We start from the raw sequence: 15,951 nt of genomic DNA, 5'->3' as shown, positions 1-15,951 counted from the left end.
CATGCCGGCTTCCCACTCACGTCAACAGCTGCTGCTGGTGGATGACGAAGAAGACGCACTGCTGGAGCTGGCCGAGCTGCTGGAGGGCGAGGGCTTCTGTTGTCACACGGCAACCTCGGTCAAGCTCGCCCTGCAGCAGTTGACGCGACATCCCGACATTGCCCTGGTGATCACCGACCTGAACATGCCGGAAGAGAGCGGCATCTCGCTGATCAGGCGCCTGCGCGAGCACACGGCGCGTCAGCACCTGCCGGTGATCGTCACCTCGGGGCATGCCGACATGGATGCGGTCAGCGATCTGCTGCGCCTGCAGGTACTCGACCTGTTCCGCAAGCCGATCTACCACCTGCGCCTGCTGGAAACCCTGGACAACCTGTTCCCCAAGCCCCGCCTGCAACTGGTTCAGTAACGCCTGGCCGCCACGCGGCCCTCGCGGGTCAAGCCCGCTCCCACCGGTAGTGCGCGTACCTTGTGGGAGCGGGCTTGACCCGCGATCGGTCGTCACAGCTGGTAACTGAAACTCAACGTGTACCGTGGCCGCCGATTGAAGCTGTCCAGCGCGATATCCGACATCGGCTTGGCCGCCTCCAGCGAGATGTTGTAGTAGCGCGCATCGCCAAAGCGCAGCCCCAGCGCCGCCGACGACAATCGTGAATCACGCACCGCCAGCTCGTTGAACCATGTACGCGCGGCGTCCACCACCACGTACGGCTGCAGTACCTTGAGCCAGCTGCCATCGCGCTTGAAACTGTAGTTGACCTCGTATGCCGCACCCCAGCCCTTGTCGCCGGAAGCCTGATCGCTGGGGTAGCCGCGGCCGAAGTTCTGCCCGCCGAACACCGCGCGCTCGCTGTCGGGCAGGCTGTCGTCGGTCCAGTACAGCGCCGCCGATGCCACCCCCTGCCAGTTCTGCAAGAACCGGTCGCTCTGCACCCCCGACAGGCGCAGGCGCAAAAAGTCCAGGTCGTAGTCGCTGTCGGTCTTGGCACCGAAGTGATCGAGGCCCTGGTACACACCGGCACTGAGTATGCGCAGCTGCTGCGCGTCCGACTTGCTCCAGTCTGCCTCGAAGGCAAAGGCGCGCACATCGGTGCGGGTACTGACCTTCAATGGCAGGCCGACCACCCGGTAGTCGGTGCTGTCGTTCACCGCATAGAAGCGCGCTGCCACGTTCAGCCATTCGTTGCTCGAGGCGATCAGCGCCTGGCTCAGGCCGATGGAGTAACGGTCGTTCTCGCGGTGCTGCTTGAGGTCTATGCCGTTCTCCAGGCGCACCCGCGCCGCCGGGTTGCTGCGGTAGGTCGAGGCCGAAAGATTGAGCTGGGTGCCTTCGGCGTCCACGTACTGCGAGTAGTCGAGACGGTAGTAGCGTTCGTCATCCTGCCCCGGCGGGAACAGCGCGCTGAAGCTCAACTGCTCGGCCACCGCGGTCTGGGCGTTGCTGTTCAGGCCGAGCAGCGCCTGGGTGTCGTCGCGGCTGCCGTCGGTGAGGCTCAAGGTACTGGTGAACGGCTTGCGCGAGGCCTGCGCGATCAGCCGCGTGGCGCCGTCGGTGGTGCCCGGCGGCGGCACCTGGGCCTGCAAGGTCAGGCCCGGCACCCGGCTCATCAGCGCGGTGTAGCGTTCGAAGGTCTTGCGGGTGAGCGGGCGCTCGGCCTTGAGCTTGCCCACCAGCTTGTCGAGGTAGGCCGACACCGGCCCCACATCGCCCTGCAGTTCGTAATCACGTATGTAGCCTTCCACCAGCACCACGCGCAGACGGCCTTCGGCGAAGTCCTGCGGCGGCAGGTAGGCATACGACAACAGGTAGCCATCCTGCTGGTAGCGCTGGGTGAGGCGGCGGGTGGCCTCGATCAGCTCGCCCAGGGTCACCTCGCGGTCGAGCAGGCCCTGGTAGTTGTCGCGCAGTTCGCTGAGCGGGTAGATGGTGCCGCCTTCGATGCGCACCCGCTGCACGCGCACCCGCGTGCCCATCAGCAGCGGCTGTGGCTGCTGGCCGGCATCCGGTGCGGGCAGGTTCAGTTGGGGAGTGACGGGGCGAAAGGCATCGGCGGGCAGGTTGGGCGCTGGCAGCTTGCGCTCGGTCTCGTTGCTGTTGAGGAAGCTCGGCAGGGGCTCGGCATGCAGCGAAGCCACCCAGGACAGACCCAATAACGCGACGAACATCGATCGCATAGGACACTCCATGATCCTGAAAAATACGAGGGAACCAAAGACGGTTCCCTCGTCAGCCTCAAGCGTAGGTGTTGCCCGCAAAATCGTCTAATCGATGATGGCCATTTAGTTACTTGTTACCCCCGAGGCCGCCTTTCAGGCCGGTGGTCAGGCCATTGAGCAGACCGCCCACGCCGCCGCCCCCTTGCCCGTTGCCGTTGACCAGGGTACCGACCTGGCCCACGGTGCCGCCCACGGCATTGACCGTCGCCCCCAGCTGGGTGGTGACCGGGTTGTTGCCGGCTGCGGCAATCTGATTGCCCACCCCGCTGACTGCGCTGCCCACCTGGGTGACCAGGCCGTTGACCGGCGCACCGATGCCGGTTGCCGCGCCCACCTGCTGGGTAACGCTGGTCACACCGCTCACCACCGGGGTGAGGCCGGCGCCCACGCTGTTGCCCAACGCAGCGGTGGGCACCCCGGCCGGCACGCTGGCCACGCCATTGCCGCCCAGTACCGGCCCCAGCGAGGCCACGGTCTGGCCCACCTTGTTGACCGTGCTGCCTGCGGCGTCGAGCAGGCCGTTGCTGCTGCCGGCGCCGAGCCCGCTGCCCAGGCCCGCCACGGCGCCACCGGCGGTTTCCAGCAGCCCCGCACCGGGGGCGCTGCCACCGCTGCCGGTGCCGGTGTTGACCAGGCCACCGCTGGTGCCGACCGCCGTGCCGACATGGCTTACCAGCCCGCCGACGGCGGTGGTCAGCGGGTTGCCGTTGCCGGCACTGGCGACCTTGTCGCCCACCCCGTCGACTGCGCTGCCAACCTTGTTCAACAGGCCGCTGACCGGTGCACCCACCCCGGTGGCATCACCCACCTTGCCGGTGGCGCCTTCCACCAGCGACACCACCTTGACCACCTGGTTGCTCAATTGCTGGTTCAGGTTGCCCAGCTTGCCGGTGGTGCTCTGGGTGCTGAGGGTATCGCCAAGCATCACCACCACGTCGCCGACCTTGTCCACCACACCGTTGACCACGGGTATCTGTTCGATCAACTGGCTGCTGGCCACCGACTTGACCCCGCCGCCGATATCCGACACCCCGTTGCCCACGCCCTTGACCGTCTCGCCCAGGGCATTGCTGCCAGTGCCAAGCGTACCCAGGCCCTTGCCCAGGCCATCGCCGATGCTGGTGACGGCGTTGCCGGTGGCCGTCACCAGGTCGCCGGCACCGGTGCTGCCCACTACCGGTACGCCGCTGACGGCGTTGCCCACGCCGGACACGCCCGTGCCCACGCCCGACACGCCGCTGCCAACCTGGGCCACCACCTGGCCGACGACCGTGGTCGAGGTCGTGCCACCACCGTTGTTGCCGCCACCACCGTTGTTGCCACCACCATTGTTGCCACCGCCGCCATTGTTACCGCCACCGCCGTTGTTGCCACCGCCGCCATCCGTACCGCCACCGCCGGTGCCACCACCGCCGTCCGTACCGCCACCGCCAGTACCACCACCACCGCCGTCCGTACCGCCACCGCCAGTACCACCACCGCCGTCCGTACCGCCACCACCGTCAGTACCGCCGCCGGTACCGCCACCACCACTGCCGCCATCGGTACCCGAATCGGGTGTGGAACTGCTTACGTGACTCTTGTGACCGCCACCGCCGCTGCTGCAACCGGCCAGGCTCACGGTCAAGATCAACATCACTGCCGTACTTGCTTTGATCCACGCTTGAGTTTTCATGGCGACTCCCTGCTACTGCTGCCGCTGCTTTTATAGGTGTGAAGCACCGGGTTTCCGGCCACTCCACGTCCGTTGCAGCTATCTGAGCGCGCAGGCGCAAGGGGAACAATTCTGAGCTTGGTATTAACCCGATATATACAGTCGCAGCACCAGCAAAAGCCCTTTTGCTTCAGGCACTTGAAAGCAAGGGGAAGGTGCTTTGGCAGCCCTTCCCCTTTCGCGTTATATCCATCTTACGGGTGCACGGTCAGTCGTTGACCTGGAACTCGACCCGCGCGGTCTGCCCGCTGGCATCCAGCACGCTGAGCTCGTAGCGCCCCACCTCCTCCAGGTTCACGGCCAGCGCCGCCTGGGCTGTGGTCTCGCCCAGGGGTGCGCCGTTGAGGAACCACCAGCGCTGGCCTTCGCCACCCAGCGCCGAAACGCTCAGGTGCAGGGCATCGCGGCTGGTGGCGGGACGACGCAACTGGTCGCCCGGGCGTATCCCCACCACCGACAACGGCGCGGCACTGGCCGGTACCTGCGGCGGGCAGCTCGGGTCGATGGCCGGCAAACGCGCCTCGCGCCGCTCCAGGCGCGGCAACCACGGGTCCAGTGGTGCCGGCCACAGCGCGATGTCGCGCGGCGCGGCCCCCGCACAGGCTGCATCCACCCGCAGGCCCCGGGCATTCACCCATACCTTCTCCAGCAGCCCCACACCCAGGGGCTGGTCCTGCGCGAGCAGGGTCGGCGGCGTGGTGTTGTCCAGGGTCCAGGCAAAGCGCTGGCGCCGGCAGTTGGGGTCGGTGCGTGCCATCGGCTGGCCCAGCGGCCAGCAGATCGCGGCCACCCCGACGTTGCCCGGCACTGCCGGCACCGGGGCGGCAATGCCGCGCTGGCTGTCGCGGTTGCTCAGCACGTCATGCACCTGCAGCATCAGCGGCGCGGCCGAGGCCAGGCCGAACTGCCCCGGCACCGGGGTGCCGTCGGGGCGGCCGATCCAGATGCCGATCAGGTAGCGCGGCCCCACGCCGATCGACCAGGCATCGCGAAAGCCGTAGCTGGTGCCGGTCTTCCAGGCCAGCTGCGGGCGCTGCACCAGTTCGGCGTGCGGGTCGCGGTCGGGACGCGCCTGGCCACTGAGGATGCGCCGGATGATCCACGCCGAGCCCGGCGACAGCAGCCGGCGCTCGACCAGCGGCGCATCCGGTTGCAGGCGCAGCGGCGCGCTCATGCCGTCGCGGGCGAACGCACTGTAGCCACTGACCAGGTCTTCGAGGCGGCTGCCGGCGCCGCCCAGGATCAGCGACAGGTTCGGCTCGGCCGCCGTCGGCAGGCTCAGCGGCATGCCGCCCATGCGCATCTGCGCGGCAAAGCGCTTGGGCCCGTAGGCTTCGAGCAACTGCACCGCCGGCAGGTTGAGCGACAACGCCAATGCCGAGCTGGCCGCCACCGGGCCACTGAAACCCATCGAGAAATTGCCGGGGCGATAGTCGCCATAGCGGCGTGGCACATCCTGCAGCAACGACTCCGAATGGATCAGGCCGTCATCCATGGCCATGCCGTACAGAAACGGCTTGAGGGTCGAGCCCGGCGAACGCAGGGCAGTGATCATGTCGACGTGGCCGAAACGGCGCTCATCGCCAAGGTCCACCGACCCCAGGTAGGCGCGCACTGCCATGGTCTGCGACTCCACCACCAGGATCGCCGCCGAAGTGCGCTCGGGCAGGCGTGCGCGCCAGCCCAGCAGCAGGTCTTCCAGGCGCCGTTGCAGCGCAGCGTCGAGGGTGGTGTGGATCAGCGGCGGGCTGTCGGCACGGTTCAGCCGGCGAGCCAGCAGCGGAGCCAACGCCGGCTCCTGGCGTGGTGCCAGCAGCAGCGGTTCTTCCTGCGCTTCGGCGATGCGCTGCTGCGGCCACACCTGGTACTCGCCCAGGCGTTGCAGCACCTTGTCCCGGGCCAGGCGCGCGCGCTCCGGGTGGCGGTCGGGGCGCAGACGGCTGGGCGCCTGGGGCAGCACCGCCAGCAGCGCGGCCTCGGCCGGGGTCAGTTGCAAGGGCGACTTGCCCAGGTACGCCCAGCTGGCCGCCGCCACACCCTGCAGGGTGCCGCCGAACGGTGCGCGGTTGAGGTACAGCTCCAGGATCTGGCGTTTGGACAGGTGCCATTCCAGCTGGGCGGTGCGCCACACCTGGCGCAACTTGCCCGGCAGCGTGCGCGAGTGCGGGTCGAGCAGGCGCGCCACCTGCATCGACAGCGTGCTGCCGCCCGACAGCACGCGCCCGCCCGTGAGGTTCTGCCAGGCGGCACGGCCCAGGGCCAGCGGGTTGACCCCGGGGTGCCGGTAGAACCAGCGGTCCTCGTAGGTGAGCAAGGCTTCGAGGTAGTAAGGCGACACCTGATCGAGGGTGACCGGGTAGCGCCACACGCCCTCGGCATCGGCAAAGCGCCACAGCGGCGTGCCGTCTTCGGCCAGCACCACCCGCGCCAGATCGTCGGCCGGCATCGGCAATGGCCACAGGCGATCAGCCAGCCACAGCAACAGCACGCAGGCAAAGGCGGCGCACAGCAGCCGGGCGATGCGCGAGCGGGGTCGGGCTAAGCTGAACATCAGGCGCGGACACCTTTTTGCGTGGGTGAGGAACCGAGCCGGCAGGATGATGGCCAAAGCTCTGGGCACGGCGACTGCGCCGTAGCGTCGATCAGGAAGCGATTATGCATGTAGAAGGTTTTTTCGAATGGCTGGGGCAAGCGCTCGGCGCGGTGATCCGCTTCGTGGTGGATGCCCTGAGCGGGTTGTTCAATCTGCTGGCCAATGCCGGCGGCAACTTCATCGACGGCCTGGCACGCACACTGGGCATGGACACCTCGCTGGTCAGCATCCTGATGCTGGTGATCGGCCTGCTGTTGCTGTACTCGGCGGTGCGCGCGTTCATGCGCGCCTCGATCATCATGGGGATCATCTGGCTGATGCTGGGGTTGTGGGTGTTGAGCTGGGTGGTGCGCTAGAAGCTTCGCCGGCAAGGCCGGCTCCTACAGGCGTCTGCAGGAGCCGGCCTTGCCGGCGAAGGGGCAACTGCTAGCGCCCCAGAATCACCATGTCACCCGGGCTCTCGCCCACCGCCTGCCAGTTGGGCCGGTACATCGACTCCACCTGCACCGGCGGCACGCGGTAGGTGCCCGGCGTGACCGCACGGGCCAGGTACAGCAGGTGCGTCACGCCGTACGGGTCGACGTTCATCGCCGCCACGTAGCGGTCATCGCGAAACTCCTGGTGCACCACGTTGGCGTTCTGCATTGCTTCACGCCATTCCTTCACTGCACTGCTGGCGTTGTCCAGGCTGGCCGCACTTTGCGCCAGGTTCTGGTTTTCCAGCTCCAGGCCCGCCGGCAGCAGGTCGACGATCAGCGCGTCCGGCACCCGCTCGTTGGCGCGGATACCAATGTGCACCAGCACCAGGTCGCCACTCTTGAGCGACTTGATGTTCAGTGCCCGGCCATTCATGCCCAGGTACTCGCGGTAGATGCTCATGTTGGTGCCCACCGCACGGGGTGCGAAGCGCGGGTAACCCGACACGGTCTACTGCTGGTACACGGTCTTGTCGCTGGTGTTGGTCACGGTCAGCGGCGAGGCCAGCAACGGCCCCTCCAGCTTGAGCCCGGCCTGGGTCGGGCCCAGGTCGCGCAGCTCGCCCGCGCTGTCCAGGCGTGCACTCCAGCGGCCTTCAGGCTGCTTGAGCATGCCACGCCCGGCCATGAACAGCGCATTGCGCTCCTGGGTGGACAGGTACGAGCTGCTGGCCATCTTGTCCGACAGCTCGAACAGCCGCTGGTCGAGCTGGTCGGTGGCCAGCTTGTTCTCTTCGAGCAGGGCCAGGATCAGCGCCTCGTCACGTACCGGGCTGCCATAGTCGCTCAGCCACACGTCCTGACGCTTGACCGCCAGGCCCGCCTGCAGGGCCTGCGCCGAGCGCGGCTTGTCGCCCATCTTGTCCAGTGCGATCGACAGCTGTACCAGCGGCAGGCCCGAGCGTGCATCGGCGCGGCGCTCGAACAGGCTGCGCAGGGCACCCAGCGGGGCCTGCTGGGTACGCGCCAGCACCAGCGCCGCATACGCCTGTACCGCGAAGCGGCTGTGCTCGGCGTTACTGGTGTAGTACGGCTCGATCAGGTTGCGTTCCTGCAGGTAGCGCAGCAGGCGTTCGTTGGCCTTTTTCAGCGCCTCGGGCGGCACCGCATAGCCTTGCTCGCGGGCACGCTGCAGGAAGTCGGTGACATAGGCGGTCAGCCAGTACTCCTCGCTGTCGTCCGCGCTCCACAGGCCGAAGCTGCCGTTGTAGCGCTGCATGCCGAGCAGGTGCTCGATGCCCATCTCGATCTTGCGCTGGCGCACCTTGGGCTCTTCACCCTTGATGCCCAGGCGCTTGAGCGTCTCGGCATCGGCGTACAGCGACGGGTACAGCCCGCTGGTGGTCTGCTCCAGGCAGCCATAGGGATAAGCCTCGAGGGCACGGATCTGCTCGGCGATGTTCAGCGGCGGGCGGCTCGACAGCGACAGCATCGCCTCCAGGCCCTGGGGTTCGAACGCGGCCAGGTCCTCGGCGGGCAAGGTCCATGGCTGGTCCTTGAGCGCGGCGCGGTAGTGCCTGAGCTGCGCCGGGTAGGCCGGGCGAATGCCCAGGGTCCACTCGCGGGTGAAGGCGGTGTTCGGTTCGCCCGGCAGCACCAGGCCGCTGACCTGCACCTTGACCTTGCCCTGGCCCAGGCCACCCACGGCCTGCACGCCCAGCAGCGAGGTCACGCGCTGGCCGTCACGCAGGCTCAGTGGCTGCTCGGACGGGGTCAGCAGGTTCAACTGGCCCTCGGTGGTCACCTTGACCGTGAACTTCTGCGCCTTGCCCGACAGGTTGGACAGGTCCAGCGCCAGCTCGGTACGGTCGCCGCCGGCCAGAAAACGCGGGGCCGACAGTTCGGCGATCAGCGGCGCGGCGACCACGGTCTTGGCCTCGGCCATGCCGAAGCGCTCGTCGGTCCAGGCCTGGGCCATCACCCGAAGCTCGCCGTTGAAGTCGGGGATGTCCACCGTCGCCTGACCTTCGCCCTTGGCGTCCAGGGTCACCGGGGCGCTCTGCAGGGCCACGATGGTCACGCTGGTGCTGGGACGCTTGCCGCCCTTGGCCATGGCCGCGTCACCGCCGAATGCCAGGCTGGCCAGGCGGCCCTGCCCGGCTTCGATCAGCTGGCCGTAGATATCCAGCTGGTCGGCGCCGTAGGCCTTGCGGCCGAACATGCCGGTGAACGGGTCGGGGGTGGCGTAGCTGGTGATGTTGAGAATGCCCACGTCCACCGCGGCCAGCAGCACCTGCACCTGCTTGGGGATGCTGCCATCGGCATTGCGCGCCTGCACCTTGACGGTGAGCGGCTGCTTGGGACGCATCTTTTCCGGGGCCTTGAGGGTCAGCGCCAGCTTGCGCTCGGCGCGATCCAGCGGCAGGTGCAGCACGCCCACGGCACGTTTGGGCGTGGCATTGGCCTTGCGCTCGCCGGGGCGGATCACCAGGGCGCTGACGTACAGGTCGTGGCGGGCCCATTTGGGGTCGAGCTTGACCGCGTAGGTCTTGCCTTCGGCAGGCACGTCGATTTCTTCCCACCACAGCGGGCCGTCATTGCCCTCGACGATCAGGTAGCCCTTGCCGGCAGCCGGCGGGGTCACGGTGATCTGCGCGGTGGCGCCATCGGCGTAGGCCGGCTTGTCCAGCGCCAGCTTGACCTGGTCGGGGCGCACGGCGCCGCCGTCGGTGTTGTCCTGGGCACGCCAGCCAGCCCAGAAGCGCACGCTGCTGGTCACGCCGGTGCTCGGGTCTTCGACCTCGACACGGTACGGGCCCCATTCCACCGGGAAGCTCAGCTTGGCAGTGCTGCCGGCCTTGATGCTGACCGGCTGCTCGGACTGCAGCAGGAATTTCTCGTTGTAGTTGTAATCCCAGCCGTCACTGGAGGAATAGTTCCAGTAGTAGTCGCGGCGCTCCTGAATCAGGCGCACCTTGAGGTTGTCGGCGGCCAGCTTGTGGCCGTCACGGTCGGCCATCAGCAGTTCGAACTCGACCGGGGTGTTGCCGTCGACCTCTTCACCGTCGAACAGCCCACGCAGGCCGGGCATGCGCTCGGCCGGCCAGATCGGCTGCTCCAGGCGCCGGGTGATCGGCCGGCCACCGGACTCCTGCAGGCTGGCCTGCACGCTCAGTTGCAGCGGCGAATGCGCCTCGGACCAGCGGCTTTCGATCTGCAGCGTGGCATCGCCCGACGCGTCCAGGGTGGTTTCGTCCAGTTCCAGGTCGTGGCTCAGGTCTTCCTCGGTGATCGAGCCGAACTGGTAGCCCGGCAAGGCCGGCACCGCTTCGCGCAGCGGGCGCACGTAGGCCTGGCCGCTGAGGCGGTTGCCCGAGGCCGGGGCGCCGTAGAGGTAGCGGCCATTGACATGGATTTCAGCGGTTTCGCCCGGGCTCAGCGGGGTCGCGCTGCCCTTGAGTTCCAGGGCCAGGCGCTCGGGCATGAAGTCTTCGACAAGGAACTCGAACACCTGCTTCTTGCCGCCGCCCAGGTCGAACACCAGCTGCCAGCGCCCGGTCGGGGCTTCGCTGGCCAGTTGCAACTGGTACTGGTAGAAGCCGTTGGCATCGGCCTCCCACACGAACTTGCGGCTGACCTGTTCATCCGGACGACGCACCTCGACACTGACCGGCTGGGCTTTCACCGGCTTGCCGTCCTGGTCGCGCAGCAGGCCGTTGAGCAGCACGGTTTCACCCGGGCGATAGAGGTCGCGCGGGCCGAACACGAAAAACTGCAGCGGGTTGGCCTGCGGCCCGGTCAGCGCGAATTCGGAGAGGTCGAGCGCGGCGCTGTTCAGGCGCAGCAAGGTGGTGTGCACGCCCTGCTTGGCCAGCAGTACGTCGGCCTTGGGCGGCATCGGCAATTGCGCATGGCCATCGCCGTCGGTCTTGGCCTGGGCCAGCAGCTTGCCTTCGCGGTCGAGCAGTTCGAGGTTGACCCCGTCCAGGGCCTTGCCGCCGTCCAGCGCCTGGGTGAACACGTCTAGGCGGTTGGTGTAGCGATGCGCCGACAGCCCGATGTCACTCAGGGTGAACAGGGTGGCCGGCTGCGAATAGTTGTAGCGGCCCGAGGCGCGCATCACCGCCAGGTACACCCCAGGTTCCTGCAACGGCTTGATCCCGGCAATCGGCAGCAACAGGGTTTCGCGGGTGTTGCGCACCGGGTTCAGGTCGAAGCGGCCGGCATACACCAGGTCGGCCTTGCTCAACAGTTCTTCGGAGTTGTAGTACTCGAGCGAGGTGTTGCGGCCCCAGCTGGCCAGGAAGCTGGACATCGACTCGGGCTTGATGCGGAAGAACTCGACGTCCACCTTGTCGATGTTCAGCGCGATCACCGGCAGGCCTTCGGCCAGGCGCGTGGGCAGCAGCGAGCCGCGGCTGGCGAAGCCCACGGTGGGCTGCATGTCGCGGGTTTCGAGGCGGCTGACGTACTCGCTGGGGAGCTTCTTGCCGTTTACCCCGAGCAGGCCGGCATCCACGGTCAGCACCAGCTTGCGCTGCGGCTCCAGGTGACGCAGGCGCAGCTCCATCTGGTTTTCGCTGAGCTCCCAGGCGCCGTCGAGCTTGCCCCGGGTGGTGTCCACCAGGTGCACGCGCTCGGCAAGGTTCTGGTCCTTGTCCAGCGGCACCGAGAAGGTCACCGACAAGGCGCTGGCACCGTCGACCTGCACTTCGGAAACGTCTACCACCGTCAGCTCGCGACCGGCGTAGCGCTCGCCCAGGCTCGCCTGGGTGGGCGCCGGGGTCGCCGCCGGGGCCGGTGCAGCTGCGGGCGCGGCCGGTTCGGCGGGGGCCGGCGCCGGGGCTACCGGGGCGGCCTGTTCCGTTGGCGCGGGGGCCGGGGCCGGTTTATCAGTAGACGAGTCGCAAGCACTGAGCAGCGCCATGGCGCACGCCAGCCACAATCCTTTGTTGAGCATGGAGGGTAACTCTTCCGGTAGCAGGGTCTGAGACGAGCACTATATAGCAAGCTCGCGGGCATCGCTGATCGAGGCGCCCGGCGTGAGACAGCGTTCACCAGTTTTAGTGCCGGGGGCGGCTACAATGCCGGTTCTCAAGGAGCCTGCATGTCCCGACTACTCAGCGACTGGCGCGACCGTCCGACCCACCACAGGGTCTGGGCGCTGGCCGCGCCGATGATTCTTTCCAACATTTCCGTGCCCATGGTGGCGCTGGTGGACAGCGCCGTGATCGGCCACCTGCCCCACGCGCACCAGCTCGGCGCCGTGGCGGTGGGCGCCAGCCTGTATACCTTCCTGGCGTTTCTGATGGGCTTCCTGCGCATGGGCTCCACCGGCTTTGCTGCCCAGGCGGCCGGACGCGCCGACGGCGCCGCGCTGCGCCAGGTGCTGGTGCAGGGGCTGCTGCTGGCGTTGCTGTTCGCCGTGCTGCTGGGGGCACTGGCGATTCCCTTCAGCCACCTGGCACTGGGCCTGATGCAACCGAGTGCCGCGCTGCAGGAAAACACCCTGGCGTTCTTCCACACGCGCTTGCTCGGCCTGCCGGCAGCGCTGGCCAGCTTTGCCCTGGTGGGGTGGTTTCTGGGTACGCAGAACGCCCGTGCCCCGCTGGCGATCCTGCTGACCACCAACCTGCTCAACATCGTGCTCAACCTGTGGTTCGTGCTGGGGCTGGACTGGGGTGTGCTGGGCTCGGCGCGGGCGTCGGTTATCGCCGAATGGTCGGCCGCGCTGCTCGGCCTGGCGCTCACGCGCCCGGCCCTGCGCGCCTACCCCGGGCAGGTGGCCTGGGCGCTGCTCAGGCGCTGGCAGAGCTGGCGCCCGCTGCTGAGCGTGAACCGCGACATCTTCATTCGCAGCCTGGCGTTGCAGGGAGTGTTCTTCCTGATCACCGTGCAGGGTGCGCGCCTGGGCGAGGCGACGGTGGCGGCCAATGCGCTGCTGCTCAACGGCCTGCTGCTGACCGCGTATGCACTGGACGGCCTGGCGCATGCGGTGGAGGCACTGTGCGGGCATGCGATCGGCGCCGGGGACCGCGGCGCATTGCGCCGTTCGATGACGGTGGCGTGTGGCTGGTCGTTGATCGTCAGCCTGGGGTTTGCCGGGGTGTTCCTGCTGGGCGGGCACTGGTTCATCCAGTTGCAGACGGATATCCCCAGCGTGCGCGAGACGGCGTTCGAGTACCTGCCATACCTGGCGCTGCTGCCACTGGTGGCGGTGTGGAGCTACCTGCTCGACGGGTTGTTCATCGGCGCGACAAGGGCACGGGAGATGCGCAACGGCATGCTGCTGAGCGTGGCGATAGCACTGCCGTTCGCCTATGCGGCCAGCGGGCTGGGCAACCACGGGCTGTGGCTGGGCTTTCTGCTGTTCATGGGGCTGCGGGCGGTGACGCTGGGGGTGATGGGGTGGCGGTTGCAGCGTAGGGATGGGTGGTTTGTGGCGTGAATGACGGCCTCTTCGCCGGCAAGGCCGGCTCCTACAGGGTATTGCATGAACCTGTAGGAGCCGGCCTTGCCGGCGAAAGCGGTCAGGAGGACAGGTAGGACGAGCGGGTCAGCCCAAGGCGCAAGGCATCCAGGAACTGGGTACGCTCACGCGCCGTGATCTTCGCGCTGGCGCATTTGTCGCGGTAGTGGGTCATCAGCTCTTCGGGCGACAGGTGCACGTAGCGCAGCATGTCCTCGATGGTGTCGTGGGTCTCGATGCCGGCGTGGTACACGCTGCCGTTGGGGTTCTGGTAGATGTTCACCGAGTCGGTGTCACCGAACAGGTTGTGCATGTCCCCGAGGATTTCCTGGTACGCGCCCACCAGGAAGATCCCCAGCAGGTAGTCCTCGCCCTCGTTGATGGCGTGTACCGGCAGGCTGGTCTCGATGCTCTGCTCGTCGACGTACTGGTTGATCTTGCCGTCCGAGTCGCAGGTCAGGTCCTGCAGCACCGCACGGCGCAGCGGCTCTTCGCCCAGGCGATGCAGCGGCAGGATCGGCAACACCTGGCCGATGGCCCAGGTGTCGGGCAGGCTCTGGAACACCGAGAAGTTGCAGATGTACTTGTCGGCCAGCTTGTCGTTGAGTTCGTCCAGCACCTGGCGGTGCGAGCGCTGGCGTGCCTTGAGCGAGTTGTGCAACCGGCGGCACACGGCAAAGTAGCACTGCTCGGCCAGGGCCTTCTGCGCGAGGGTGATCTTGCCGTCGGCGTATTGCGCGGCCACGTCGCTCATGTAGTGGGTGGCACGCCAGTAGGTCTCGGTGACCATCTCGATGTCGGTCGGGCCCAGCAGGTCGGCCAGCCACTGCACGGTTTCGGGCAGGCTCTGCTTGTCCTCGATCTCGGGTACTTCGTCGTTGTGCTTCTCGACGTCGGTTACCTGCACCACCAGCATCGCGTGGTGCGCGGTCAGCGCGCGGCCGCTCTCGGAGAAGATGTGCGGGTGCGGCAGGCCCTGCGCGTCGCAGAACTCCTTGAGCATGCCCACCACCACGCCGGCGTAGTCGTCCATGTCGTAGTTGATCGAGCTGGCATTGCGCGAGTGGGTGCCGTCGTAGTCCACGCCCAGGCCGCCGCCCACGTCGATGTGGTCCACTGGCAGGCCCAGCGCACGCAGCTCGCCGTAGTAGCGGATGGCTTCCTTGAAGCCGTGCTGGTAGTCCGCCAGGTTGGCGATCTGCGAGCCCATGTGAAAGTGCAGCAGGCGAATGCCCTGGTCCAGGCCGGCATCGCGAAAGCGCTGCACTACCGAAATCAGCTGCGCAGCCGACAGGCCGAACTTGGACTTCTCGCCGCCGGTATCGGCCCACTTGCTCGAAGCCAGCGACGACAGGCGCACGCGCAGGCCGACCTGCGGCTTGACCTTGAGGTCGGCGGCTTCCTCGATCACCAGTGCCACTTCGGATTCTTTCTCGATCACGATGAACACGTTGTGACCCAGTTTCTGCCCCATCAGCGCCAGGCGGATGAACTCGCGGTCCTTGTAGCCGTTGCAGACGATGGTGCCGCCCTTGGGCGCCAGCGCCAGCACCGCCAGCAGCTCGGGCTTGGAGCCGGCCTCAAGGCCGATGGACACGTTCTGCGTGGCGATGATGTTCTCCACCACCGCTTCCTGCTGGTTGACCTTGATCGGGTACAGCGCGGTGTACTGGCTCTGGTACTCCAGGCGCGCGATGTTGGCGTCGAATGCGCCGGTCAGCTGGCGCACGCGGTGTTGCAGGATGTCGGGGAAACGTACCAGCAGCGGCAGCGACAGGCCGCTCTGGCGCAGCTCGTCGACCTGCTCGTACAGGTCGATCGGCGCACTGTCCGGCCCGTTGGGGCGTACTTCGACGCGCCCGGCCTCGTTGATCGCGAAGTAACCCGCGCCCCAATGGCGAATGCCGTAAACACTGCGGCTGTCGGCCACGGTCCATTGGCTGCCATCGTCTTTGCGTGTGCGTCGTACGGACATCGAAGTCCCCTATAAAGAAAGTCGTGAACACCGGCCAGGGCGTGCTGGCCAGTGTAGAAAATGAAGATGACGATTCTCCCTGTTCAGGCATAGACCCCTGCCCAGGGAACGAGTTTAGAAGTGCTGCAGGAAAAACCTCGCAGCGGCCATCAGCCGCCGGACTTTTTCGCCTTGAAGCCTTGCTTGATCAGCTCGGCCAGCAACAACTCGACGTGGTCGCCCTGGATCTCGATGACGCCGTCTTTCAACGCGCCGCCCGTACCACAACGCCGCTTGAGCGTGGTGGCCAGTTCCTTGAGTTGATCCAGGGGGAGCGGTACGCCACTGATGGTGGTCACCGTCTTGCCGCCACGGCCTTTGCTTTCACGACGCACACGGGCAATGCCGTCGCCTTCGGGGATGAGTGTCTGCTTGCAGATGCAGGCATCGACGGGTTTGCTGCAGTCCGGGCAATGCCGGCCTGCATCGGTGGAGAACACCAGGCCACCGAGGGCGGCGAATGATGCGGCTTTCTTGGCCACTTTTGATCCTCTGCGTTGAGGACAAAAACTGGTCGATGCCCCGGGG

8 protein-coding genes and 1 pseudogene are annotated in these 15,951 nt (G+C 67.1%); 3 read left to right on the top strand and 6 right to left on the bottom strand.

All coding sequences use genetic code 11. The features are described from left to right. The first annotated feature begins 1 nt into the window (after position 1). Positions 2–409 carry a response regulator gene (locus MF6396_RS21880; RefSeq protein WP_043860929.1) on the top strand — a complete coding sequence of 136 codons (408 nt, stop codon included), beginning with the start codon at positions 2–4 and terminating at the stop codon, positions 407–409. Positions 410–501: 92 nt separating this feature from the next. Here MF6396_RS21880 and MF6396_RS21875 read toward each other — a convergent pair whose 3' ends face one another. From MF6396_RS21875 to pbpC, 3 genes are all read right to left on the bottom strand, one after another. Further along, entirely contained in the window at positions 502–2,175 is a 1,674-nt protein-coding gene (locus MF6396_RS21875; protein ID WP_043860928.1) for a ShlB/FhaC/HecB family hemolysin secretion/activation protein, read from the bottom strand. A gap of 109 nt (positions 2,176–2,284) precedes the next feature. After that, positions 2,285–3,853 (bottom strand): collagen-like triple helix repeat-containing protein, encoded by a 1,569-nt coding sequence (locus MF6396_RS21870; protein WP_321141388.1) that lies wholly within the window; start codon positions 3,851–3,853, stop codon positions 2,285–2,287. 286 nt (positions 3,854–4,139) lie between these two features. Beyond that, complete coding sequence (pbpC, locus tag MF6396_RS21865; protein ID WP_043860926.1) at positions 4,140–6,482, bottom strand: peptidoglycan glycosyltransferase PbpC; 2,343 nt, start codon at positions 6,480–6,482, stop codon at positions 4,140–4,142. Positions 6,483–6,586: 104 nt separating this feature from the next. Here pbpC and MF6396_RS21860 point away from each other — a divergent pair, with 104 nt between their 5' ends. After that, a complete protein-coding gene (locus MF6396_RS21860; RefSeq protein WP_043860925.1) occupies positions 6,587–6,880 on the top strand; it encodes a hypothetical protein in 294 nt (97 codons plus the stop codon). A gap of 70 nt (positions 6,881–6,950) precedes the next feature. Here MF6396_RS21860 and MF6396_RS21855 read toward each other — a convergent pair. Then, positions 6,951–11,900: pseudogene (locus tag MF6396_RS21855) on the bottom strand (alpha-2-macroglobulin family protein). 147 nt (positions 11,901–12,047) lie between these two features. Between MF6396_RS21855 and MF6396_RS21850 the strand changes: the two are divergent. After that, the gene (locus tag MF6396_RS21850; RefSeq protein ID WP_078481555.1) at positions 12,048–13,388 is read left to right on the top strand and encodes an MATE family efflux transporter; all 1,341 of its coding nucleotides are present in this window, start codon (positions 12,048–12,050) and stop codon (positions 13,386–13,388) included. 82 nt (positions 13,389–13,470) lie between these two features. Here MF6396_RS21850 and speA read toward each other — a convergent pair whose 3' ends face one another. Together speA and MF6396_RS21840 are read right to left on the bottom strand one after the other, a co-directional pair. Beyond that, positions 13,471–15,384 carry an arginine decarboxylase gene (speA, locus tag MF6396_RS21845; RefSeq protein WP_043860454.1) on the bottom strand — a complete coding sequence of 638 codons (1,914 nt, stop codon included), beginning with the start codon at positions 15,382–15,384 and terminating at the stop codon, positions 13,471–13,473. A 149-nt stretch (positions 15,385–15,533) separates the two neighbouring features. Further along, entirely contained in the window at positions 15,534–15,905 is a 372-nt protein-coding gene (locus MF6396_RS21840; protein ID WP_043860455.1) for a translation initiation factor Sui1, read from the bottom strand. Positions 15,906–15,951 lie beyond the last annotated feature (46 nt).

Source organism: Pseudomonas sp. MF6396, assembly GCF_002018915.1.
Taxonomy (GTDB): Bacteria; Pseudomonadota; Gammaproteobacteria; order Pseudomonadales; family Pseudomonadaceae; genus Aquipseudomonas; species Aquipseudomonas palmensis.
The sequence above is the reverse complement of the archived record's forward strand: the minus strand, read 5'-3'. Positions and strand labels throughout refer to the sequence as shown.